Annotated in this window: 18 protein-coding genes; 13 read left to right on the plus strand and 5 right to left on the minus strand. The window is 70.4% G+C overall.

Features of this window, described 5'->3' with window-relative positions; all coding sequences use genetic code 11:
- Positions 1–37 precede the first annotated feature (37 nt).
- On the minus strand, positions 38–1,288 hold the full coding sequence (locus tag K340_RS0103145) for a glutamyl-tRNA reductase (protein WP_029135631.1): 1,251 nt from the start codon (positions 1,286–1,288) through the stop codon (positions 38–40).
- A gap of 67 nt (positions 1,289–1,355) precedes the next feature.
- Here K340_RS0103145 and hemE point away from each other — a divergent pair, with 67 nt between their 5' ends.
- The 10 genes from hemE (at position 1,356) to hemL (ending at position 13,795) form a co-directional block, all read left to right on the plus strand.
- A complete protein-coding gene (gene hemE / locus K340_RS0103150) occupies positions 1,356–2,426 on the plus strand; it encodes a uroporphyrinogen decarboxylase (protein WP_029135632.1) in 1,071 nt (356 codons plus the stop codon).
- The gene (locus tag K340_RS0103155) at positions 2,423–3,823 is read left to right on the plus strand and encodes a protoporphyrinogen/coproporphyrinogen oxidase (protein WP_211229233.1); all 1,401 of its coding nucleotides are present in this window, start codon (positions 2,423–2,425) and stop codon (positions 3,821–3,823) included. Before hemE ends, K340_RS0103155 begins: the two co-directional genes overlap by 4 nt.
- 63 nt (positions 3,824–3,886) lie before the next feature.
- The gene (locus K340_RS0103160) at positions 3,887–5,764 is read left to right on the plus strand and encodes a Na+/H+ antiporter NhaA (protein ID WP_029135634.1); all 1,878 of its coding nucleotides are present in this window, start codon (positions 3,887–3,889) and stop codon (positions 5,762–5,764) included.
- A 334-nt stretch (positions 5,765–6,098) separates the two neighbouring features.
- Positions 6,099–7,514, plus strand: coding sequence for a dicarboxylate/amino acid:cation symporter (locus tag K340_RS27145; RefSeq protein ID WP_084613954.1), 1,416 nt, complete (start codon positions 6,099–6,101; stop codon positions 7,512–7,514).
- 141 nt (positions 7,515–7,655) lie between these two features.
- Positions 7,656–8,423 carry a hydrogen peroxide-dependent heme synthase gene (gene hemQ / locus K340_RS27150; protein WP_084613955.1) on the plus strand — a complete coding sequence of 256 codons (768 nt, stop codon included), beginning with the start codon at positions 7,656–7,658 and terminating at the stop codon, positions 8,421–8,423.
- A gap of 67 nt (positions 8,424–8,490) precedes the next feature.
- Positions 8,491–9,681: a ferrochelatase gene (locus tag K340_RS27155; RefSeq protein ID WP_051264898.1), complete on the plus strand. Its 1,191-nt coding sequence runs from the start codon at positions 8,491–8,493 to the stop codon at positions 9,679–9,681.
- Entirely contained in the window at positions 9,678–10,652 is a 975-nt protein-coding gene (gene hemC, locus K340_RS0103180) for a hydroxymethylbilane synthase (protein ID WP_029135635.1), read from the plus strand. The genes K340_RS27155 and hemC overlap by 4 nt, the downstream gene beginning before the upstream one ends.
- Complete coding sequence (locus tag K340_RS27160) at positions 10,649–11,449, plus strand: uroporphyrinogen-III synthase (protein WP_051264900.1); 801 nt, start codon at positions 10,649–10,651, stop codon at positions 11,447–11,449. The genes hemC and K340_RS27160 overlap by 4 nt, the downstream gene beginning before the upstream one ends.
- Positions 11,446–12,450: a porphobilinogen synthase gene (gene hemB / locus K340_RS0103190; protein ID WP_245599414.1), complete on the plus strand. Its 1,005-nt coding sequence runs from the start codon at positions 11,446–11,448 to the stop codon at positions 12,448–12,450. Before K340_RS27160 ends, hemB begins: the two co-directional genes overlap by 4 nt.
- A 10-nt stretch (positions 12,451–12,460) precedes the next feature.
- Positions 12,461–13,795, plus strand: a complete 1,335-nt coding sequence (gene hemL, locus K340_RS0103195) for a glutamate-1-semialdehyde 2,1-aminomutase (protein ID WP_029135637.1) — start codon at positions 12,461–12,463, stop codon at positions 13,793–13,795.
- Positions 13,796–13,842: 47 nt separating this feature from the next.
- Here hemL and K340_RS0103200 read toward each other — a convergent pair whose 3' ends face one another.
- Positions 13,843–15,024 carry an epoxide hydrolase family protein gene (locus K340_RS0103200; RefSeq protein WP_029135638.1) on the minus strand — a complete coding sequence of 394 codons (1,182 nt, stop codon included), beginning with the start codon at positions 15,022–15,024 and terminating at the stop codon, positions 13,843–13,845.
- Between the two features lie 62 nt (positions 15,025–15,086).
- Between K340_RS0103200 and K340_RS0103205 the strand changes: the two genes are divergently transcribed.
- Complete coding sequence (locus K340_RS0103205) at positions 15,087–16,052, plus strand: helix-turn-helix transcriptional regulator (protein ID WP_029135639.1); 966 nt, start codon at positions 15,087–15,089, stop codon at positions 16,050–16,052.
- Positions 16,053–16,079: 27 nt separating this feature from the next.
- On the opposite strand, the gene K340_RS0103210 is transcribed toward K340_RS0103205, so the two are convergent.
- From K340_RS0103210 to K340_RS27165, 3 genes are read right to left on the minus strand one after another with little or no spacing between them, the layout of a single operon-like run.
- Positions 16,080–16,622: a phosphoribosyltransferase gene (locus K340_RS0103210; protein ID WP_037362272.1), complete on the minus strand. Its 543-nt coding sequence runs from the start codon at positions 16,620–16,622 to the stop codon at positions 16,080–16,082.
- A gap of 37 nt (positions 16,623–16,659) precedes the next feature.
- Positions 16,660–19,113 carry a ComEC/Rec2 family competence protein gene (locus tag K340_RS0103215; RefSeq protein WP_084613956.1) on the minus strand — a complete coding sequence of 818 codons (2,454 nt, stop codon included), beginning with the start codon at positions 19,111–19,113 and terminating at the stop codon, positions 16,660–16,662.
- A gap of 45 nt (positions 19,114–19,158) precedes the next feature.
- The gene (locus tag K340_RS27165) at positions 19,159–20,325 is read right to left on the minus strand and encodes a ComEA family DNA-binding protein (RefSeq protein WP_051264902.1); all 1,167 of its coding nucleotides are present in this window, start codon (positions 20,323–20,325) and stop codon (positions 19,159–19,161) included.
- A gap of 483 nt (positions 20,326–20,808) precedes the next feature.
- Here K340_RS27165 and K340_RS0103225 point away from each other — a divergent pair, with 483 nt between their 5' ends.
- The gene (locus K340_RS0103225) at positions 20,809–21,783 is read left to right on the plus strand and encodes a hypothetical protein (protein ID WP_154674041.1); all 975 of its coding nucleotides are present in this window, start codon (positions 20,809–20,811) and stop codon (positions 21,781–21,783) included.
- Between the two features lie 174 nt (positions 21,784–21,957).
- The gene (locus K340_RS0103230) at positions 21,958–22,347 is read left to right on the plus strand and encodes a hypothetical protein (protein ID WP_029135643.1); all 390 of its coding nucleotides are present in this window, start codon (positions 21,958–21,960) and stop codon (positions 22,345–22,347) included.
- The last annotated feature ends 9 nt before the right edge of the window (positions 22,348–22,356 follow it).

The following is a 22,356-nucleotide window of genomic DNA, read 5'->3' on the forward strand; positions in this document are numbered from 1 at the left end:
CATCGTGCCATCCGGCACCGACGGCGCGGGAACGGATTCAGTGGGGAGGGATCTGGATGCCGAACAGCGTGTGCAGGGCCTTGAGGTAGTCGTCACCGCTGCCGTCCTTGGCCAGTTCCTTGGCCCGCATGGTCGGCGTGTGCAACAGCGAACTGGTGACCCGATGCATGGCTTTCGCCACGTCCTCCGCGACGTCTCCGTCGTACTTGCGGCGGAGCTTCTCGACCTCGGTATTGACCACCGCGAACACGTGGCTGCGCAGCGCCACCACCGCCGGGTCGAGCTCCCGCTCGGCCAGTTCGTGCTCGAATCGGGTGACACCGTCCAGCACGATCTGCTGGGCGGCCTGTGACTCGCCGCCGAGGGCCGGGCCGGCCGTCTCGGACACCGAGTTCAGGTCGATCACCTCGACCGTCGGTAGCGCGCGCACCGACTCCGGAATGTCCCGCTGCAGGGCCAGATCGACGACCAGCAAAGGATTTTGACGACCGGCAAGGGCCGCGGACACCCGAGCCGGATCGACCGTGTCGCCGTGCCCGCTGGCTGCGACCAGCAGGTCTGCCTCGGCCAGCACGGCCGGCAGTTCGGCGGCGGTGACGGCCACCGCGTCGTGGGTGCGGGCGAACGCCGCCGCCCGCCCGCTCGGCGAGTACACCCGCAGATCCGTGCAACCGCGGGCCCGCAGGGCCGCGGCCACCACCCGGGCATAGGCGCCGGTCCCGACGATCAGCGCCCGCCGCCCGGCCAACTCGCCGAGCCGCTCGCCGGCGATGTCCAAGGCGACGGTCGCGACAGAGCGGCCCTCATCGCCCAGCCGGGTGGTGCCGGCCACCGACTTCGCGGTGCGGGCGGCGGCCCGGAACAGGCTGTGCAACTGGGGGGTGACGGTGCCGTCCGCCTCGGCCTGCCGATGCGCCCTGGCCACCTGCCCGGCGATCTCCGCCTCGCCGACCACCATCGCGTCCAACCCGGCAGCGACGGCGAACAGGTGGGCACCGACGGACGATCCGACCCTGACCTGCAGGGCCGACTCGGCGTCTTCGTCCGCCATACCGTTGGCCCGCACCACGGCGTCGGTCACGGCATCGACGGCATCGTGGAAACGCACGGCGTCCAGATAGATCTCCAGCCGGTTACAGGTGCTGAGCACCACCGAACCGGCGATGGCCGGGTTCGGGTCCCGGGTGGCTCCGGCCAGCAGGGCCCGAAGGCGGTCTGCGCCGCTGGAGAGGTTCTCCAGAAACCCGAGGCCCACCTCGCGGTGTCCCGCGCCGAGAACCATCAGCATTCCGAGAACTCTACCGCTTGTCGAAGATCGTTCGCGTCAGGTGGCAGCATGGTGCTTCGTGACCTCCATGACGCTGCCTGCCGATCATCCGCTGCGGAACGGCCGCACTGCTGATTCCGCTCTGCTGACCGCGATGAACGGCCGGCGGCCGGCCCGCCGCCCCATCTGGTTCATGCGGCAGGCCGGGCGCTCGCTGCCGGAATACCGCGAGCTGCGCGCCGGGATGGCCATGCTCGATGCCTGCCTGACGCCGGAGCTGGCGACCGAGATCACCCTGCAGCCGGTCCGCCGGCACGGGGTGGACGCGGCGGTGTTCTTCTCCGACATCGTGATCCCGCTCAAGCTGGCCGGCATCGAGGTCGACATCGTGCCGGGCAAGGGCCCGGTGCTCGCCGATCCGATCCGCACCGCCGAGCAGATCGCCGCGCTGCCACCGCTGGATCCGGCCGCGCTGGCCCCGATCAGCCAGGCGGTCTCCGACACGGCGGCCGCCCTCGGCCGCACGCCGTTGATCGGCTTCGCCGGCGCCCCGTTCACCCTGGCTTCGTATCTGGTCGAGGGCGGCCCGAGCCGGGATCACCTGCGCACCAAGGCATTGATGTGCGGCGACCCCGAACTGTGGTCGACGTTGGCGAGCTGGGTGGCCGGCGTCACCGGGCAGTTCCTCCGCGCGCAGATCCTGGCCGGCGCCTCGGCCGTGCAGCTGTTCGACTCCTGGGCCGGCAACCTGTCGTTGGCCCAATATCTGGCCGGCGCCGCACCGTTCTCCGCCCGGGTGTTCGATGCGGTGTCCGACCTGCCTGTCCCCCGGGTGCATTTCGGGGTCGGCACGGGTGAGCTGCTGACGGCGATGCGCGAGGTCGGCGCGACCGTCATCGGAGTTGACCACCGGATCCCGCTGGACGTCGCCTCGCAGCGGCTCGGCGGATCGATCCCGTTGCAGGGCAACATCGATCCGGCCCTGCTGTTCGCCGGCGACGAGGTGCTGCACCGGCACACTCTTGAGGTGCTCGCGGCCGGCTCGCACGCGCCCGGACATGTGGTGAACCTCGGCCACGGGGTGCCGCCGGACGCCGATCCGGAGGTGCTGACCCGGTTGGTCGAATTCGTGCACGGACAGGCAGACCCGTTGCCGTGACAGCGTTCCGGCTGATCGTGGTGGGCGGCGGGATGGCCGGCCTGGTCGCCGCGCACCGCCTCGCGATGCTGGGACTGCGGCCCCTGCTGCTGGAGGCGTCGTCCGCGCTCGGTGGCGCGGTGGCCCGGCACCGGGTGGCCGGCATCGAGCTGGACGCCGGCGCGGAGTCGTTCGCCACCGCGCGACCCGCGGTGTCGCAGCTACTGGCCGAGCTGGGGCTGGGCGAGGACATCGTCGCCCCGGCGCCGCTGGGTTCCTGGCTGCGGCACGCCGGCGGCACCGACCCGGCCCCCAGGACCGCGCTGCTCGGCATCCCCGGCCGGTTGGGCGACCCGGACGTCCGCCGGATCATCGGCGGCCCCGGCGTGCTGCGCGCCCGGTTGGACACCGTGCTGCCGCCCCGGATCGCGGCGCCGACGCTGGGTGCCCTGGTCCGCCGGCGGATGGGCACCCGGGTGCTGGAGCGGCTGGTCGAGCCGGTGGTCGGCGGGGTGCATTCGGCAGATCCGTCGCTGCTCGAGGTGGATGCGGTGGTGCCGGGGCTGACGGCCGCGCTCGGCAGCGCCGGCTCGTTGGCCGGGGCGGTCCGCGCGCTGCGCGGCGGCCGCACGGCTCCCGGGGCTGCGGTGGCCGGCATCCGCGGCGGGATGGCCGAACTGCCACTGGCGCTGGCCGCGGCGATCATCGGCAACGGCGGCGAGATTCGCTGCGGTACAGCGGTTTCCGCGCTCGAGCAGACACCGACGGGCTGGGTGCTGTGGGGCGGCGGCGAACGGCTGACCGCCGACGCCGTGCTGCTGGCGCTGCCCGCGGCCCCCACTCGTGCGCTGCTGGCGCCGGTGCTCGGCGGGTCGGCGCTGCCGGCCGCCGCCGAGCCGGCCACCCCGGTGACGTTGGCCACCCTGGTGATCGACGACGCCCGGCTGGACGCGGCGCCCCGAGGCACCGGGTTGCTGGTGTCGCCGCGGGTCACCGAGATCGGCGCGAAGGCGCTGACGCACGCCACCGCGAAGTGGCCGTGGCTGGCAGCTTCGCTGCCACCCGGCCGGCACGTGCTGCGGCTGTCCTACGGACGAGGTGGCTTCGACTCGGTGATCTCGACTTCGGTCCCACCCGATGGCGCGCTGCCGTCCGCGGCGCTGCTCGACGCCGGCGCGCTGCTCGGCATCGAGCTCCGCGAGCAGGACGTCCGCGGGAGCGCCGTCGTGCACTGGCCCGGATCGTTGCCGCAAGCCCGGGAGGGGCACACCGCAGCGGTCGCCCGGCTGCGGGGGGCCGCGGCGTCATTCCCGGGGTTGGCGGTGGCCGGCTCGGCGCTGGCCGGGAACGGGCTGGCCGCCGTGGTCGCCGACAGCGAGGCGCAGGTGACCGCATTGGTCGACCGGATCCGCCACTGAGCCGTCGGCTCCGGAGCGATCGACCGGCAGCCGTAACCTGACCCTCATGCGACAGGGCCACCCGTGACCGACGTCGCGTCGACGTGGAGCGGTCACACGGCGTGGGCGCGAGGTCGCGCGGGACCATTGCGTGCCTTTCTGCGAACCGAGTCGGGCAGCGCGAGTGTGCTGGTGGCTGCCGTCGCGGTCGCGCTGCTCTGGGTGAACGTCGACCAGGCGTCCTACGCGGCGGTGTGGCACACGGAGCTGTCGATCCGACTGGGCTCTGTCGGCTTGTCCTATGACCTGCAGACGTGGGTCAACAGCGGCCTGATGACGTTGTTCTTCCTGGTCGTCGGGCTGGAGGCGCGCCGCGAGATCGACCTGGGCGATCTGCGTGAGCGGCGCCGGTTCATCCTTCCGCTGGCCGCCGGCCTGGCCGGAATGGTGGTCCCGGTTGCCCTGTTCCTGGTGATCAACGCCGGTCGGCCGAGCGCGCACGGGTGGGGTGTGGCGATGTCCACCGATACAGCCCTGGCGCTCGGCCTGCTCGCCCTGCTGGGTCGCAATGTGCCCGATAGAGTCCGTATCTTCCTGCTGACGGTCTTCGTGGTCGACGATGTGGCGGCGCTGGTCGTGATCGTGCTCGTCTACAGCGACCACATCGCCGTAGTGCCGGTCGTCGTCGCGATCGCCTTGTTCGTCGCGCTGCTGGTGCTGGCCAGGCTGCGGGTCCGCGGACGCTGGATCCCTGCCGTGCTCGGACTCGGGATCTGGGTCGCGTTGATGGACAGCGGCGTAGACCCGGTCGTGGCCGGCCTCGCCATCGGCCTCGCGGCGCCGGCCTACAGCCCTTCCCGCGGCGATCTCGAGGAGGCGACCGGCCGGTTCCGGGCCTTCCGGGAGCAGCCGACCCCGGAGTTGGCCCGCTCGGCCAGTTCCGGGCTGACGGCGACCCTGTCGCTCAACGATCGGCTGCAGACCCTTTACCACCCGTGGACCAGCTACCTGATCGTTCCGCTGTTCGCCCTGGCGAACGCCGGCATCGTGCTGAACGGCGGTTTCCTCGCCCACGCCTACGCCGCGCCCGTGACCCTCGGCGTCATCATCGGATACGTGGTCGGCAAACCCATCGCCGTGGTCACGACCGCCCGGGCCGTCACCTGGATCACCCACGGACGGGTCCGACCACCGGTCGGATGGGCGGCAGTGCTGGGCAGCGGCACCATCGCCGGCATCGGATTCACCGTCACCCTGCTCATCGCCTCGCTGGCCTTCACCGGGCCCGAGCTCAACGAGGCCAAGCTCGGTGCGCTGACCGCCGCGGCCGTGGCATCGCTACTCACCTGGATTGTGTATCGACTCACCGCCCTACTCCCGCCGGCCGCCCGGACCCGCGCACTCCAGGGAGATCCCCGGCTGATCCAGGACCTCATCCCCGAGGTTGATCCGCTGCACGACCACATCCGCGGATCGGCGAATGCGGCGATCACCCTGATCGAGTTCGGCGACTTCGAATGTCCGCACTGCGGCGAGGCCGAGCCGGTCGTCCGTGAGCTACTCGCCGACCAGAATCTCCGCTACGTCTGGCGTCACCTGCCGCTGACCGACGTGCATCCACGAGCCCAACTCGCGGCCGAGGCCGCCGAGGCGGCCGCGTCCCAGGGCGCCTTCTGGCCCATGCACGACGTGCTCTTCGCGCACCAGGACGAGCTCCGCGCCGCCGACCTGCAGCGCTACGCTGGCGACCTCGGGCTGAACGTTGATCGGTTCCGCGACGACCTCGCCGGGCACGTCCACGCCACCCGGATCGCCCAGGACGTGGAATCCGCCGATGTCAGCGGCGCGTCCGGCACACCGACGTTCTTCGTCAACGGGCAACGACACTATGGGGCGTTCGACCTGGAGACCCTGTCGGCGGCGATCCGGACCGCGCGCGATCGGCACGAACAACGGCAGTAGTCGACGAAGGACGTGCGGCGGCCGCGCGCGACTGTCGAAGGGAGTACGGTGACGCGCGTGCACATCGGTTGGATGCTGACTCGCCGTCGGCACGTTGACTACGGTCGCGTGTCGACCATGGCGTGTCCGGGCACGGTCGATAGTCGCTGACTCTCCCGCTCTCCTGATTCAGCCACTGCCCTGATCCAGCCACCGCGCTGAATCAGCCACTGCGCTGAATCAGCCACCACCGCCGATACCGGATCGGCCCCCCCCTCATCTCTGCTGACGACCCGCCCTTCGGTCCTGTCCCGGAGCGTCCGCGGTGCGCGTCACCGAAAGGTTGCACAACCCCATGTCCTCCCCCGTTTCTGCTGCGTTTCGGCGGGTTCCGTACGCCGCCCAGGTCTTCATCGGCCTCGGCCTCGGAGTCGTTCTCGGGCTGGTCGCCCGATCCATCGGCGAGCTGCCGAACGGCGACCCGAATTGGCTCACCAGCACCCTCACCACTATCGGATCGACGTTCGTCGCGTTGCTGCGGGTGATCGTCGTCCCGCTCATCGTCACCGCGGTGATCGCCAGCATCGCCAACCTGCGCAACGTTTCCAACGCGGCCAGACTGGCCGGCCGGACGCTGCTCTGGTTCGCCATCACCGCGCTGATCGCCGTCGTCATCGGCATCGCCCTCGGCCTGATCTTCCGCCCCGGCGAGAACACCTCCATCGCCGCCAGCAGCGCGAAAGCCGTTGACACCCAAGGCAGCTGGTGGGACTTCCTGCTCGGCCTGGTGCCCAGCAACTTCTTCGCCCTCGACGGCGGTAGTGACGGCGTCTCGTTCAATGTGCTGCAGCTGCTGGTGATCTCGGTGGCCATCGGCGTCGCCGCACTGAAGGTCGGCAAGGCTGCCGAGCCGTTCCTGACGTTCAACAAGTCGCTGCTGGCGATCGTCCAGAAGGTGCTGTGGTGGGTGATCCGGCTGGCGCCGATCGGCACCCTCGGCCTGATCGGGAAGGCGGTGGCCAGCTACGGCTGGGACTCGCTGGCCTCGCTCGGCTCCTTCACCATCGCGATCTACCTCGGCCTGGTCCTGGTGTTGTTCGTGGTCTACCCGATCATCCTGCGCAGCAACGGGTTGTCGCCGCGGAAGTTCTTCGCCGGCGCCTGGCCGGCGATCCAGCTGGCCTTCGTCTCCCGTAGCTCAATCGGCACCCTGCCGGTCACCGAGCAGGTGACGGTACGCAACCTGGGAGTGCCCCGCGCGTACGCCGGGTTCGCGGTGCCGCTGGGCGCGACCACCAAGATGGACGGCTGCGCCGCGATTTATCCCGCACTGGCCGCGATCTTCGTGGCGCAGTTCTTCCACGTGCCGCTCGGGTTCACCGACTACCTGCTCATCGTGGTCGTCTCGGTGATCGGCTCGGCCGCCACCGCCGGCGTGACCGGCGCCGTGGTGATGCTCACGCTGACCCTGTCCACCCTCGGCCTGCCGCTGGAGGGCGTCGGCCTGTTGCTGGCCATCGATCCGATCCTGGACATGGGCCGCACCGCGGTGAACGTGGCCGGCCAGGCGCTGGTGCCGACGGTGGTCGCGAAGCGCGAGGGGATCCTGGACGAGGCCGTCTACGCCTCCTCGTCGGTGAGCGATCCGTTCGCCGACGACTGGTCACGATCGGTTGACGAGCCCGCCGACGAACCGGCCGCGACGGACGCCGCGGCTCCGGAGTCCGCCGGTGGCGCCCGACTGGTCAAGGGATCGGCGTCGGTCGGCTGACCTCGCTCGCTCGCCCGGTTCGGCCGCTGTCGGGGTGCGGCCGACCCGGGCGATCTGCTGTCCCGGCCGGTTCCGCGCGCTGCGGTCAAGGCCACAGCCCCGGCGGCCGTTCGCCGGTCGGGGATGGGGGAAGATGGGGTCATGAGCAGTGAACCGACCCCGTCGACCACCAGCTCCCCGGCGAACGACAGCTCCGCCCCGGAAGCACCCGCACCGACCCGATCCGGGAGGCGGGCCAACGAGATCAACAATCAGATCCGCTACACCCTGTTCTCGGTGTACAGCCGGGTCGGCGAACCGGACGCCACGGTCGCCGATGCCGGCGCTGAGCTGCAGGAGCTGGTCGACGAGCTGGCCGCGGCCGATGTGGTGGTTCGCGGGTTCTACGACGTCTCGGGATTGCGGTCCGATGCCGACCTGATGGTCTGGTGGCACGCGCCGGCCGCCGAGGCGCTGCAGGACGCCGCGCTCCGGCTGCGCCGCACCGCCGTCGGCCGCGCGCTGACGTCGGCCTGGTCGGCAATGGGCCTGCACCGGCCGGCGGAATTCAACAAGAGCCACATCCCGGCATTCCTGGCCGGCGCCGAGCCGAGGGGCTGGGCCACCGTCTATCCGTTCGTCCGCTCCTACGAGTGGTACCTGCTGCCGGACCAGGAGCGGCGCGACATGCTGGTGGAGCACGGGACGATGGGTCGCGAGCACGCCGGCGTGCTCTCCAACACCGTGTCCGCCTTTGCGCTCGGCGACTACGAGTGGCTGCTCGCCCTGGAGAGTGACCAGCTACACGAAACCGTCGACCTGATGCGGCATCTGCGTGACGCCGCGGCCCGCAAACACGTCCGGGAGGAGATCCCGTTCTTCACCGGACGACGGATCGAAGCGAAACAGGTCGCCGAGGTTCTAGCGTGAGTGAGCTTGCGAACGAACCATCGGCACAGCACGAGGACGCACCGCGAGGGACGAGCGGGGTGACCTCGTGAGTGGCCCGGAAGCTGCCGCAGCGGCAACGGTTTCCGCCGCTTCCGAGTTTCCGTACGACGCGGTGCTGCTCGCCGGGTTCGGTGGCCCGGAGAAACCTGCCGATGTGCTGCCGTTCCTGCGCAACGTGACCGCCGCGCGCGGCGTGCCCGAGGAACGGCTGGCCGAGGTCGGTCGACACTACGAGGCGCTCGGCGGGGTGTCGCCGATCAACGAGCAGACTGACGCGCTGCGCACCGCGCTGCAGACCGAGTTGGTCGACCGGGGGATCGCGCTGCCGGTGCTCTGGGGCAACCGCAACTGGAACCCTTACCTGATCGATACCCTGCGCGAGGCAAGGGATTCCGGCCGGCACCGACTCTTGGCGGTCACCACGTCCGCCTACTCGTCGTACTCCTCGTGTCGGCAGTACCGGGAGAACTTCGCCGCTGCGTTGATCGAGACCGATGCCCTGGGCACCGTGAGCATCGACAAGGTGCGGCCGTACTTCGACCAGCCGGGGTTCCTCGATCCGTTCGCCGACGGCGTGGCGCAGGCGCTGCGCGAGGCGCTGGCCGGCGGGCTGACCGCCGACGAGGTGCAGATCATCTTCACCACCCACTCGATTCCGACGGCCATGGCTGACACCTCCGGTTCGGCGACCCTGGGCGAGCACGGCAACGGGGGCGCCTACGTCGCCCAGCACCTGGCCGCGGCGCGGTACGTCGCCGAACAGGTCGCCGACCGGGTTCCGCATCTGGGCGGTGAGCTCAATTGGCAGCTCGCCTACCAGTCCCGGTCCGGATCGCCGAGCACTCCGTGGCTGGAACCCGACGTCAACGACGTGCTCGCCGAGCAGGCGGCGGCCGGTGCCCGCGGCGTCATCGTGGTGCCGATCGGATTCGTCTCCGACCATGTCGAGGTGATCTGGGATCTCGATCGAGAGGCCGCCGACACCGCCGGCGATCTCGGACTGCGGTTCTGGCGGGTTCCGACTCCAGGGACCGACCCGAGGTTTGTCTCGGCGCTGGCCGACCTGATCGCCGGCCGGGTGGGCCGCGGGCTGCCGCACGAAGCCGTGCTCGATCTGCCGGCCCGACCGCTGGCCTGCGCTCCGGGCTGCTGCGCGAATCCGCGCGGCGTCCGGCCGACCACCTCCGGGCAGGATTCGGCCGACGATGTCGCGGTCGCCGGCGGCGCGTCGCGGTGACACCACCCGTGCTGCGGGTCGGTACCCGCGGCAGCGCTCTCGCAATGGCGCAGTCCGGCCAGGTCGCCGAGGCGATCGCCGGAGCCGTCGGGGCCACCGCCGAGCTGGTACAGATCCGCACCGAGGGGGACGTCAACGCCGGCCCGTTGGCCACCATCGGCGGCACCGGGGTTTTCGTCACCGCGGTCCGGGAAGCGCTGCTCTCCGGCGCCGTCGACCTGGTGGTGCACTCCTTCAAGGATCTTCCGACGGCACCCGCCGAGGGACTGATACTCGGCGCCGTCCCGGTCCGGGCGTCGCCGTCGGATGCACTGTGCGCCAGGGACGGTCTCACCCTCGCGACTTTGCCGGCCGGTGCGAGTATCGGCACCGGATCGCCCCGGCGGATGGCCCAGCTCCGTTCGCTGCGCGACGACCTCAAGCTGGTCGCCATCCGCGGCAACGTCGGCACCCGGCTCCGGCGGGTGGCCACCGGCGACCTGGACGCCGTGTTGCTGGCCGCCGCCGGGCTGGAGCGGGTCGGTCTGCAATCGGCGATCACCGAGCAATTCGATCCGAGCGTCTTCCTGCCCGCGCCCGCCCAGGGCGCGCTGGCAGTCGAGTGCCGGGCCGGCGAAAAGCCTTGGTTCCTGGACGGTCTGACAGCCATCGACCACACCCCGAGCCGCTGGGCGGCGATCGCCGAGCGGGCCGTTCTGGCCGGCCTCGATGCCGGATGCTCGGCGCCGGTGTCGGCGCTGGGCCGGTTCACCGGGCGCCGCCGGACCGCCGTCACCGCGGCGTCGGGCGTCAGCGCCGGTTCGCACTGGCTGACCCTCTCCGGTCAGGTCACCTCCGACGACGGGAGCGAGATCCTGCGTCGCGACATGATCGTGGAAGTGACCGGCGACGCCTCGGCCGAGGCCGTCGGCCGGCAGCTGGCCGGCCAACTGTTCACCGACGGCGCCGCCGAGCTGGTGGCCGGCCGGTGACGCAGCGGTCGCTGGCCGGCTGGCGGGTGCTGATCGGCCGGCCGGCCGGGCGCAGCGTCGGCCTGATCCGGCTGCTCGCCGAGCACGGCGCGTCGGCCCAGGCCGTCCCGTTGATCGACATCGTTCCGCCGGAGGATTCCGCCGAGCTGGACGCAGCGGTGCTCACCCTCGCCGCCGGCGAGGTCGACTGGGTCGCCTTCACCTCCGTCAACGCGGTTGCGGCCGTGCTGGAGCGGGCTGCAGCGCTGAACGTGGCCCCGGCGATCCCGGCCGGCACCATGGTGGCCGCCGTCGGCCCGGCAACGGCCGGGGCGCTGCGCGCGGCTGGGATCGCCGTCGACCTGGTGCCCGAGACCGGCGGGTCGGGTGCCGCCCTGGCGGCCGTCTTCCCGACCGCTCACCGTGATCAGACGGTGCTGCTGCCCCGCTCCGAGATCGCCGCCGACACGGTGCCGAAGGTGCTGCGCGACAAGGGATACGCCGTCGCCATCGCCACCGCCTATCGGACCGTCCAGCGACCGTTGCCGGACAGCGTGGTCGCCGACCTGCAGACCGGCGGCTATCGGGCGCTGATCGTCGCCTCGCCCAGCGGGGTCGGTCCACTCGCCGCGGTCCGCCGTCCGGACACCGCGCTGGTCGCGATCGGGGCGCCGACCGCCGACGCGTTGCGAGCCGCCGGGCTGACCTGCGCCGCGGTCGCCCACTCCCCCACCGACGAGGCGATCGTCGATGCGCTGCTGGACCTGGCGGCGGTCACCTACGCGCCCCACGACCGAAAGGACCGGACCTCAACGTGAACTCACCCCGCACCGCGCCGCCGGGACCGGCGATCCGCCCGCGCCGGCTGCGCCGGACACCGGCGCTGCGCCGGATGGTTGCCCAGACCCGGCTGCACCCGGCCGAACTGGTACTGCCGATGTTCATCCGCGAAGGCATCACCGAACCCGCTCCGATCGCTTCGATGCCCGGCGTCGTGCAGCACACCCCGGATTCCTTGCGGGTCGCGGCCACCGAGGCCGTGGCGGCCGGGGTCGGCGGACTGATGTTGTTCGGCGTCCCGACCCACCGCGACCCGGTCGGCTCCGGCGCAACGGATCCGGCCGGTGTGCTGAACGTCGCGCTGGCGTCGCTGAAGGCCGAGCTGGGTGATGCCACCGTGCTGATGGCCGACCTGTGCCTTGACGAGTTCACCGATCACGGTCACTGCGGCGTGTTGACCCCCGCCGGCACGGTGGACAACGACGCCACCCTGCTCCGCTACGCGGAGATGGCCATCGCCCAGGCCACCGCCGGCGCCGACCTGCTCGGCCCGTCCGGAATGATGGACGGTCAGGTGGCCGCCGTGCGGGCGGCGCTGGACGACGAGAACCTGATCGACACCGGCATTTTCGCCTACTCCGCCAAGTACGCCAGCTCGTTCTACGGCCCGTTCCGGGAAGCCGTCGACTCCACCCTGACCGGCGACCGCCGCAGCTACCAGCAGGATCCGGCCAACCGCACCGAGTCCCGCCGCGAAGTGGCTTTGGACATCGCCGAGGGGGCCGACCTGGTGATGGTCAAGCCGGCGATGTCGTACCTGGACGTGCTCGCAGATACCGCAGCAACGGCCACCGTTCCGGTTGCCGCGTACCAGGTTTCCGGCGAGTACGCGATGATCGAGGCGGCCGTCGCGAACGGCTGGATCGATCGCGATCGGGCCATCATGGAGACGGTGACGTCGATCCGGCGGGCCGGCGCCCAGATTGTGCTCACCTATTGGGCCACCGAGTTGGCCCGGAATCTGACCGTTGCCGGCTGAAGGGCACACCATGACCGAGAACTCACAGGGCGCGCGGACAGAACGCAGCCGGCAACTGTTCGACCGCGCCCGGCGGATCGTGCCCGGTGGGGTGAACTCGCCGGTTCGCGCCTTCGGTTCGGTCGGTGGAACGCCGCGATTCATCCGGTCCGGCAAGGGATCGCGGATCACCGATGTCGACGGCAACAGCTATCTGGACCTGATCGACTCCTGGGGGCCGATGATCCTCGGCCACGCCCATCCGGCCGTCATCGACGCCGTGCAGCAGGCCGTCGGTCGCGGGCTCTCGTTCGGCACCCCGAGCGAGGGCGAGGTGTTGCTGGCCGAGGAGATCGTCGCCCGGATCGGCCCTGTCGAGCAGGTGCGGCTGGTCTCCTCGGGCACCGAGGCGACGATGTCCGCGGTCCGGCTGGCCCGCGGCTTCACCCACCGGGCGAAGATCGTCAAGTTCGCCGGCTGCTACCACGGGCACGTCGACGCCCTGCTGGCCGCCGCCGGCTCCGGGGTGGCCACCTTCGCGCTGCCGGACTCGGCCGGGGTAACCGCCGCGACCACCGCCGAGGTGATCGTGCTGCCCTACAACGACATCGACGCGGTCCGGGTGGCCTTCGCGGACCACCCCGGCGAGATCGCCGCGGTCATCACCGAGGCTGCGGCGGCCAACATGGGCGTGGTGCCGCCGGCACCGGGGTTCAACGCCGCACTGGCCCAGGTCTGCCACGACGACGGCGCCCTGCTGATCACCGACGAGGTGCTCACCGGTTTCCGGGTGAGCAGGACCGGGATGTACGGCCTCGACGGTGCACAGGAGGGTTGGGCCCCCGACCTGATGACCTTCGGCAAGGTGATCGGCGGCGGGCTGCCGGTCGGTGCCTTCGGCGGCCGGGCCGACGTGATGGCGCTGCTGTCGCCGCTCGGACCGGTCTACCAGGCCGGCACACTGTCCGGAAACCCGATCGCCACCGCGGCCGGCCTGGCCACGCTGCAGCAGTTGGATGACGCGGTGTACGAGAAGCTCACCGCCACCGCCGGTTCCATCGGTGAGCTGGCCGCCGCCGCGCTCGGCGCGGCCGGTGTGCCGCACCGGCTGCAGCGGGCCGGCACCCTGTTCTCGGTGTTCTTCACCGACGCCGAGGTGACGAACTTCGACCTGGCCAGGACCCAGCACACCGCGGCGTTCGCGGCGTTCTTCCACGCCATGCTGGACGCCGGCATCTACCTGCCGCCGTCGGCCTTCGAGGCCTGGTTCGTCTCGGCCGCCATCGATGACGACGACCTGCAGACGATCGCGGATGCCTTGCCGGCGGCAGCGAACGCGGCGGCAAGGGCACTGCACCACGGCTGACCGCCGCCCGGCCCAGCCGCAGCGGCGACCGGCCCGGGCGGGTGCGATCAGCGGCAGGTCGCGAAGAATTCCCGGATGTCGTCGAGCAGGACCTGCGGCTGCTCCAACGCGGCAAAATGTCCGCCGCGGTCCTCGACATCGGTCCAGCGCGCAATCGTGTTCGACTTCTCGGCGAACGCCCGGATCCCCACGTCGTGCGCGAACTGGATGGCCGCGGTCGGCACGCCGGAGTCCACCGGCGCCGTCCCCCAGGACTGGCCGTCCTGCGCGTACCCGACGTAGGCCGCCGATCCGGCGGTGGCGGTGAACCAGTACAGCGACGCGTTGCCCAGCACGAAGTCCAGGCCGAGCACCTGGTCCGGCAGCGCCTGGACCGGATGCGTCCAGGCCCGCAGCTTGTCGACGATCCAGGCCAACTGGCCGACCGGGCTATCCGTCAGCATCGCGCCCACGAGTGCCGGCCGGGTTCCTTGCAGCGCAACGTATCCGATCTCCCGTTGGATGAATTCACCGATCCGCCGCAACCGGTCCTGTTCCAGCGGGGTCATGGTCGCCCTGGTGGCCTCGTCGACCGCGTCCCCGTAGCCGAACGATCCGTTCACGTGCACGCCGACCACCCGCTCCGGCGCTACCCGGCCGATCTCCGGCGAGATGGCGCCACCCATGTCGCCGCCCTGGGCGGCGAACCGCCGGTAGCCGAGCCGGTCCATCAGCTCGACCCAGGCCCGCGCGATCCGCTCGTTGGGCCAGCCGCCGGCGCTGATCGGTGTCGAGAAGCCGAATCCCGGCAGCGACGGGATCACCACGTCGAACGCCGGACCCGTACTGCCGTTGGCCGCCGGATCGGTGAGCGGTCCGACCAGGCCGAGGAACTCCAGGAACGACCCGGGCCAGCCGTGCGTCAGCAGCAACGGCGTTGCCCCCGGCACCTGCGAGCGGACGTGGACGAAGTGGATGGTCTGACCGTCGATCTCGGTGGTGAACTGCGGGAACTCGTTGAGCCGGCTCTGGTAGCCGGGCCAGTCGAAGTCGACCCATTGCTGCACCAGGTGCCGCAGATAGGTCGTCGGCACTCCGGCGTCCCAGCCGTCGCCGGGCAGCGGCGCCGGCAGTCGGGTGTTGCGGAGCCGGTCACGGAGGTCCGCGACCGCATCGTCGGGGATCCGAATGTGGAACGGGGTGATGTCCCCGGGAGTTGCGTCGGTCGGTGTGGGCTCTGTCGTGGTCATGAGGAGGACTCTCCTTCCCATCCCGGTCACTATCTGCCCTAAATCCGTGAAATGTTGGATTCATGGCACGCACCGCTGGACGAACCCTCGATCTGCTCGGCCTGCTGCAAACGCATCGTGACTGGACCGGCGCCGAACTCTGCGGCCGGCTCGAGGTCAGTGACCGGACCCTCCGCCGGGACGTCCAGTACCTGCGGGAACTCGGCTATGGCATCGACTCGTTGCCGGGTGTCGGCGGTGGCTACCGCCTGGGAGCTGGTGCGTCGATCCCGCCTTTGGTGTTGTCGGCCGATGAGGCCGTCGCCATCGCGATCGGTCTGCGCGCCGCCGCCACCAGCGTGGTGACCGGGATCGAGGAGGCCGCCTTCGGTGCGCTGGCCAAGCTCGAGGGATCGCTGTCGTCTGCCACCCGGCATCGGATCAGCACCCTGGAACGGGCGATGGTGCCGCTCGGCGGCAGTGCCGGCGACCCGGTGGACATGGACGTGGTGGTGACCGTGTCGCAGGCGATTCGGGACGGTCGCCGGTTGCGGATCGAGTACCGACGCCACGACGGCGAGCAGGTGCGGCGCACGGTGGAACCCCACCGCATCGTGCACACCCCGCGACGGTGGTACCTGGTCGCCTGGGACAGCGACCGCCGCGACTGGCGGACGCTTCGCCTCGATCGGCTGACGCCGCGACTGCCGTTCGCGGACAGCTTCACCCCGCGGGAAATCCCCGACGACGCGGTGCGCTCCTTCGCCACCCGCAGTCTCAGCACCGCGCCGTATCCGTTTCGGTGCACCGTGATCGTCAACGCCCCGGCGGCCGCGGTGTCCCGGAAGTTCGGACCGACGGTCGCCGAGGTCACCGAACGGGACGACGGAACCAGCCTGCTGACCGCCGGCGCGAACTCGCCCGAGGAGTTCGCGACCTACTTGGGCAGCTCCGGCCTGGACTTCGAGGTCGTCGAGCCGGAGGCACTCCGGGTGAGCCTGCGCGCGTTGGCCGAGCGGCTGACCCGGGCTGCTGACCGGACAAGCTGAGCCGAAGGGGGCGGATGCGCCGAGCCGTCAGCCCGGTTGCGCAGGAGCAGTCGGCACGGCGGTGACCGGAGGCTCCGCCGACCAGGGGAAGACGATCCACTGATCGGTCCGGCGCCAGACGAAGTCCGGCGCGACCTCCGAGTGCGGTTTGGCGTAGAGCACGGCGCTGCGGGCGACCGCACCGTGCTCTCGCAGCAGATCCAGCACCAGCGCGAGGGTTCGGCCGGAGTCGGCGACGTCGTCGACCACCAGCAGCCGCTTGCCGGCGATGCTGTCGGTGTCCAGCAATGGCGCCAGCAGCACCGGATCCGGGAGCGTCTCGTGCACGTCGGTGTAGAACTCGACGTTGATGGCATCGGTCAGCTTGATCCCCAGGGCGTACGACAGGCCACCACCGGGCAGTAGCCCACCCCGGGCGACGGCAATCAGGATCTCCGGGTCGAAGTCGGAGGCCGCCACCTGTTCGGCCAGTTCCCGGCAGGCCTGGCCGAATCGGTCCCAGGTCAGTACCTCCTTGTCCGCAAGGTCGGAGGAGTCCGCGTGATAGGCCGCACCGAGGTTCCTGGTCATGCCGCCGACGATAGGCCCACAGGCCACGCTGCGGTCATCACGGTCCGCGGAGCATCGGGCCACGATGGGCGGCCACGAGTTCGCCGTCGAGCACGCCGACCGCTACATCCCCCTGGGTGTCGGTGCGTTCCACGTCGGACACCCCGGCCGCGGCCAGCCGGTCGAGCAACCGTGGGCTGGGATGCCCGTAGTCGTTGCCCTGCCCGACGCCGATCACCGCCACCCGGGGCGACACCGCGGCGATGAACTCGGGAAGATCCTTCGCCGAGCCGTGATGCGGGACCTTCAGCACGTCGGCCCGCAGATCGGCTCCCGACCGCAACAGCGCGCGCTGCGCCTCCGTTTCGATGTCGCCGGACATCAGGATGCGCACGCCCGCATGTTGGGCGCGAAGGACCAACGAGTCGTTGTTCGGGTCCGAGTCGGTACCGGTGAAGGCGGCCGCCGGGCCGAGGACGTCGATGGCGAGCCCGGCCGCGGCCCAACCGTCGCCCGGATGCAGCTGGACCACCGGGATGCCGCGGTCGGCTGCCGACCGGAGCACCGCCGACCAAGCCACCTGCGGGTCGCGGCCGGGTCCGACGCCGATCATCCCGACCGAGCGGCCGTCCAGCGCCCCGGACAGACCGTCGACGTGGTCGGCGTGCAGGTGGGTGAGCACCAGCAGCGGCACGGTTCCGATGCCCAGCCGATCAAGACACTGGTCCACCAGGGCCGGCTCCGGTCCGGTGTCCACCACCACCGCGGTGCCGGGCAGGTCGGTGGACAGCACGAAGGCATCGCCCTGGCCGACCTCGCACCCGGCCAGCAGCCAGCCCGGCGGCGGCCATCCCACCGGCGGCAGCACCTGCACCGGCAGCAGTACCACGGCCACGCCCGCACACGCGGCCCCGGCGAGCGCCCGGATGCGGTGGTGCCGAAGAGCTCCGAGGACGCCGATCACCACGCCCACCAGCACCAGGATCCAGGGCAGACCGGCCGGCCAGCCGGCGGTCGCGTTCGGCGCCCTGGCCAGCGTGTGAGCGACCCAGGCGATCCAGTCCAGCAGTGGCCGATCCGCGCGGGCGAACGCATCGGCGACCGGGGCGGAGAACGGCCCGGCCAGCGCACAGAACAGACCGATGATCAGCGCCGGGGGCACCGCGGCCGCCGCCAACAGGTTCGCCGGTATCGACGCGATCGGAATCGCACCCGACAACCCCACCACCACCGGCAGTGTGACGACGGTGGCCGCCGGCGGAACGGCGATGACATCCGCCCAACCTCGTGGAAAACCCTTGCGTTGCAGCGCCTTGGACCAGACCGGCGCCAACAGCACGAGGCCCGCGGTGGCCAGCACCGACATGGTGAACCCGGGGCTCAGGGCCAACGCAGGGTCGGCGATCAACAACACGACAATGGCGGCGGCCAGGGCGGGCAACGCTGTCCGGGTCCGGCCGGCGAACAGCGCGACGACGGTGAGCGCGCCCATCACTGCGGCCCGGAGCACGGACGGCTGCGGGCCGACCAGCACCACCAGCCCGGCCAGCACGAGTGCACCGCCAATGGCGGCGACCCGCGGGCCGGCCCGCCGCAGGATCAGCACCACAGCGCCACAGACGATGGCGAAGTGCGAGCCGGATACCGCCAACAGATGGGTGAGGCCGGTGGCCTTGGCGTCGGAATCGAGTCGATCGTCGATGGCGCTGGTGTCGCCGACCACCAGGCCGGGAAGCAGCCCGGCGGGATCGCCGCCCAGCGTCGCCGCCCGGGTCATCAGTTCCGACCGGATGCCGGCGGCGGCGCGGTGCCACCACGGCGCCGCGGTGAGGATCTGCGGCGAACCGGTCGCCCCGAGCCGGACCCCGGGGACCACCGGAAAGGTGTCCGGCGTCAGCAGCCCTCCGACGGCGATCTGCTGTCCGGGCACCAGGTTTCGCCACGATTCGCCGGCACCGATGACCGACAGCGACGTGGCGGCATCCCACTGCTGCCCGGCGACCTCGACGTGGGTGGCGGTGCCGGACAGCCGGAACCTGGCGTCCTGCGGACTCACCGCCCCGCCGGTCTGGTCGTCGGAGCCGAAGGTCGACGGCATGGCCACCGGTGGGCTGTCGACGGTGATCGTCAGCCGGGCGAACCTGCCGTGCGCGGCGGCCTCGTCGAGTGGGTCGCCGGCGGCGCTCAACAGGGCGGCGCCGGCGATGCCGAGTCCGGCGGCCAGCGCGATCAGCGCGACGGCAGTCCCCTCCTGCCACCGGTGGCGGGCGGGTCCGTCGCGGTCCGGGGTGTGTCGCCGAACGAGCAACCCAATGCCACCGACCGCAGCCGCGGCAGCCACCCACAGCAGGACGCTTCGGAAGGCGTCCGCGCCGACGGCAAGCGCGGCGACACAGCCGGCCCACATCGCGAGCGCCATCGGGACCAGCCGCAGATCGATCGGCGGCTCGACGTTCTCCTCGGTCCACCGGCGATTCGCTCTGGTTCCCGGGTCGGCAACCACCGCGCTCATCCGACGGAGCCCCTCGTTCGCGGCGGCCTCAACCGACGGGCCCCGTCATCCGACCCTGACCAATGGCGCGAGCTGGGCGAAACGGGTCGGCCCGATCCCGGTCACCTCCTGTAGCTGATCCACCGAGCTGAACGCTCCGTTGGCCTCCCGCCAGGCGATGATGTTGCCGGCCATGACGGGTCCGACGCCGGGTAGCTCCTCCAGCGCCGCGGCGTCCGCGGTGTTCAGATCGACCGGCGCGGTACCGTCGTTCGCACCGGCACCCGCGGATCCGCCGGAGCCCACGCCGGTCACGGCGCCCTTCGATGTCTGTTGTCCGGCAACGGGTCCGGCGCCCACCGGGGGCGTGACCGGCGCGGCACCGACCACCACCGAATCGCCGTCGGCGAGCGGCGCCGCCACGTTCAGTCCGGTGATACTGCCCTGATCAGTGATACCGCCGGCGGCGGCGATCGCGTCGGCCACCCGGGAACCGGCCGGCAGCTGTACCAGACCGGGCTTGTGCACCAGTCCGGTCACCGAGACCGCGATCACGGACGGCCCCGTTCGCTCGGACTCCTGGGTCGCGGGACCCGCGGTGGCAGCGGGCGTCGCGCCGTTGTGTGCGGAACTCTTGCCCGGTGCCCGGACACCGCCGGTCGTCACGATCACCGACGGGTCGCCGGGCAGCCCGACGCTGTCGGTCAGCGGCGCGGCAACCACCGGCTGGATCGGTCGCGGCTCCGGGCGATCCCGCCAAACCCCGACCGCGGCGGCCACCGCGGCCAGCGCTGCGACCAGCGACAGGATCAGCGCGCCGCGACGTCCCGGGTCGACCCTGGCGTCCCGCAACGGTTCCGGGACCCAGCTCTCCGCCAGCCGGTGCCATCGACCGCCGCGCAGGCGTTTGGTCCGGATGGCCGCCGACTCGACGCCGACCTCCCCGACGATGCCACCTCGTTCGGTATCACCGGTGGAATCGCTGTCGTCGTTGTGAGCGTCCTCGTCCGCACGATCGCCATCTGCGTGACCGACGCGTTCGGCAGGTTGTGCGGCATCTGCCGGGTCCGAGTCGTCCCAAAGGTCAGCGATGTCCTCGATCGACATATCGCCCTCACCGAGCACCTGGCGGTCCGGCACCCACCCCGAGGCCGCCTGACCGTCGCGCAGGCGCTGGACCCGGCGCACGGCGATCTCCGTCCGTTGCTGCTCGGAGGCACGGTGGGCTGGCATGGCGCCGACTGTAGGAAGACCGAGAAACCAGCACCGGCATCCGCGGGTCCGACTGTGTACAACCCGACCTGGGTGGAAAACTCCAGGCACGCCAACCGATGCCTAACAGGCCACACCGACGTAACCACGACGGGCAACGCAGCCGCCTTCTTCATCGGCACGTGCGGCGATAGTCGCCGGCACGACACTCGGTCGGGCAACACCAGATCACGCGCTCGCATCCTCCCTGGCGGTTGCAGTTGGCTTTTACAGCATCCGAGACGGCGACGGGGTAACGGTTTGGAAACAATTGCCTAGAGCAACCGGCAGTCAGTGAGACGACTCGCATACTGGTTTGGCGCGAGGTATGGCGTCCTTCGCCCTCTGGAGGCAGCGATGCGAAACGTCGTGATCGTTCTTGTGACACCGTGGCTCTCCCTCGCGGGTGGGGTTCTGAGTCCCGCTCCGCTGGCTACACCTGACGCAGCCCCGGATACGTGCACGGTGGCACATCTGACCCACGTCGACTACATCGACGGCGAGACGGGGCAAACCTTTCAGGAGCCTGGTCCCGCCCGAGCGCAGGTTCGTCACATGGCAATACGCGACGGCGACGACTTCGCGCAGGTGATCCCGCCTGACGGGTTCGACCCACTGCGTGCAGACGACACCGAGCTGCTCAACTTCGGGATCTCCCCACGACCCACCGATCAATCGATGCTTGCCGACTGGACGGAAACGATGGGTAGGTTCAAGGCCGCACCACCCATTTCGATGTGTGAAAGTCAGAAATCGCATTCAGTGCATCTGTCCAACTGGGCCGGTGTGGCAGTGACGGGTGTCAGCGATTATCGGCGAGTCGCCGGGAGCGCCCGAATACCGCATATCACCAGGACGTCCTGTGGATCTGGGTCGCCCGGCGAAAGTCGATGGGTCGGCATTGGCGGCTACGGCACCAGCAGGCTGATACAGAACGGCGCGTCGTCCTACAGCAACGGAACCTATCAAGTGATGCAAGGCTGGTGGGAGATGTTGAACTCAGGCTACGACACCCACGAAATGGATCTCGTTAACAACCCCTACAACGAAGGCGATCTCGTCCGGTTTGACACCTATTACAATTCTGCCACCAACAAGGCCATTTTCAACTGGACATCATCTGCAACCGGCGAGGTGGCGACAGTGACCTTCACCAGCATAGATGGCCACACAGCTGACCAGTTCTACGATGGCCGAGCCGCGGAGTGGATCGACGAACGGCCTACCGGGTGGCTTGGACAGCTCTATTGGCTCGAGAACTTTGGAACCGCCGGGTGGGGGTCCAATCGCGTCTACCGGGCCGGACAACCGGCAACATATTTGACCGCCCATCCTTACGACATCATTGACATGTATTCGAGCCACGAACTGGCGGGTGTCGCTGGGGCGAAGGTGGCCGCAAACGGAGACTTCAGTGACAAGTGGCTGGCGTGCAACTGACATGACTGGCAAAATTTCGAAGGCGATCGTGCGACGGGTGGTGTGGCGGCTGCGACGAATCATTGCTGCAGCCGTGCTCACCGCCATCACCCTGAGCGGCTCGTCGTGTGAGCCGAGCAATGGGTGCCATGGCTGCCCGACCGTGGATACCTCCTCGACCTCAGGTGACACAACATGATCATGACCGTGAGCCCGCGGTATGCCGTGGTCGCTGCAGCTCTGCTGTTCGTCACCCTGACCGGCGCGGCTCCCGACACCACGACCGACCCAGGATGCGACGGCATCACCAGCACGACCTACCTACACCTGGATGGCACCCCGGCAGCCGGGGCAGGACCCAACATTGCCACCATTTACCACTACGGCGGCAGCAACATGGATGTATCGGCGGCGCAGATGCCCGCCGACTTCAGTCCGCTGACGGCATCCGCCGAGACGCTTGCCGTCTTCGGGCTGGAACCACGTCCGACCGACCCGGTGGACCTGGCGCGATGGAAGGCGCAGTACGCCCACTATCACAGTGTGGCGCCGGCGAGTATGTGCTCCTCAGGCAATTCGAACTGAGCCGCATCG

The organism is Nakamurella lactea DSM 19367, from assembly GCF_000426645.1.
Lineage (GTDB): Bacteria > Actinomycetota > Actinomycetes > Mycobacteriales > Nakamurellaceae > Nakamurella > Nakamurella lactea.

Bases quoted from the DNA above. Each gene is read 5' to 3' on its own strand.
- hemE (WP_029135632.1), top strand. From the start codon at position 1,356: ATGACGCTGCCTGCCGATCATCCGCTGCGGAACGGCCGCACTGCTGAT.
- K340_RS27165 (WP_051264902.1), bottom strand. From the start codon at position 20,325: ATGCCAGCCCACCGTGCCTCCGAGCAGCAACGGACGGAGATCGCCGTG.
- K340_RS0103210 (WP_037362272.1), bottom strand. From the start codon at position 16,622: ATGACCAGGAACCTCGGTGCGGCCTATCACGCGGACTCCTCCGACCTT.
- K340_RS0103145 (WP_029135631.1), bottom strand. From the start codon at position 1,288: ATGCTGATGGTTCTCGGCGCGGGACACCGCGAGGTGGGCCTCGGGTTT.
- K340_RS0103200 (WP_029135638.1), bottom strand. From the start codon at position 15,024: ATGACCACGACAGAGCCCACACCGACCGACGCAACTCCCGGGGACATC.
- K340_RS0103205 (WP_029135639.1), top strand. From the start codon at position 15,087: ATGGCACGCACCGCTGGACGAACCCTCGATCTGCTCGGCCTGCTGCAA.
- hemL (WP_029135637.1), top strand. From the start codon at position 12,461: ATGACCGAGAACTCACAGGGCGCGCGGACAGAACGCAGCCGGCAACTG.
- hemQ (WP_084613955.1), top strand. From the start codon at position 7,656: ATGAGCAGTGAACCGACCCCGTCGACCACCAGCTCCCCGGCGAACGAC.
- K340_RS0103230 (WP_029135643.1), top strand. From the start codon at position 21,958: ATGATCATGACCGTGAGCCCGCGGTATGCCGTGGTCGCTGCAGCTCTG.
- K340_RS27145 (WP_084613954.1), top strand. From the start codon at position 6,099: ATGTCCTCCCCCGTTTCTGCTGCGTTTCGGCGGGTTCCGTACGCCGCC.
- K340_RS0103215 (WP_084613956.1), bottom strand. From the start codon at position 19,113: ATGAGCGCGGTGGTTGCCGACCCGGGAACCAGAGCGAATCGCCGGTGG.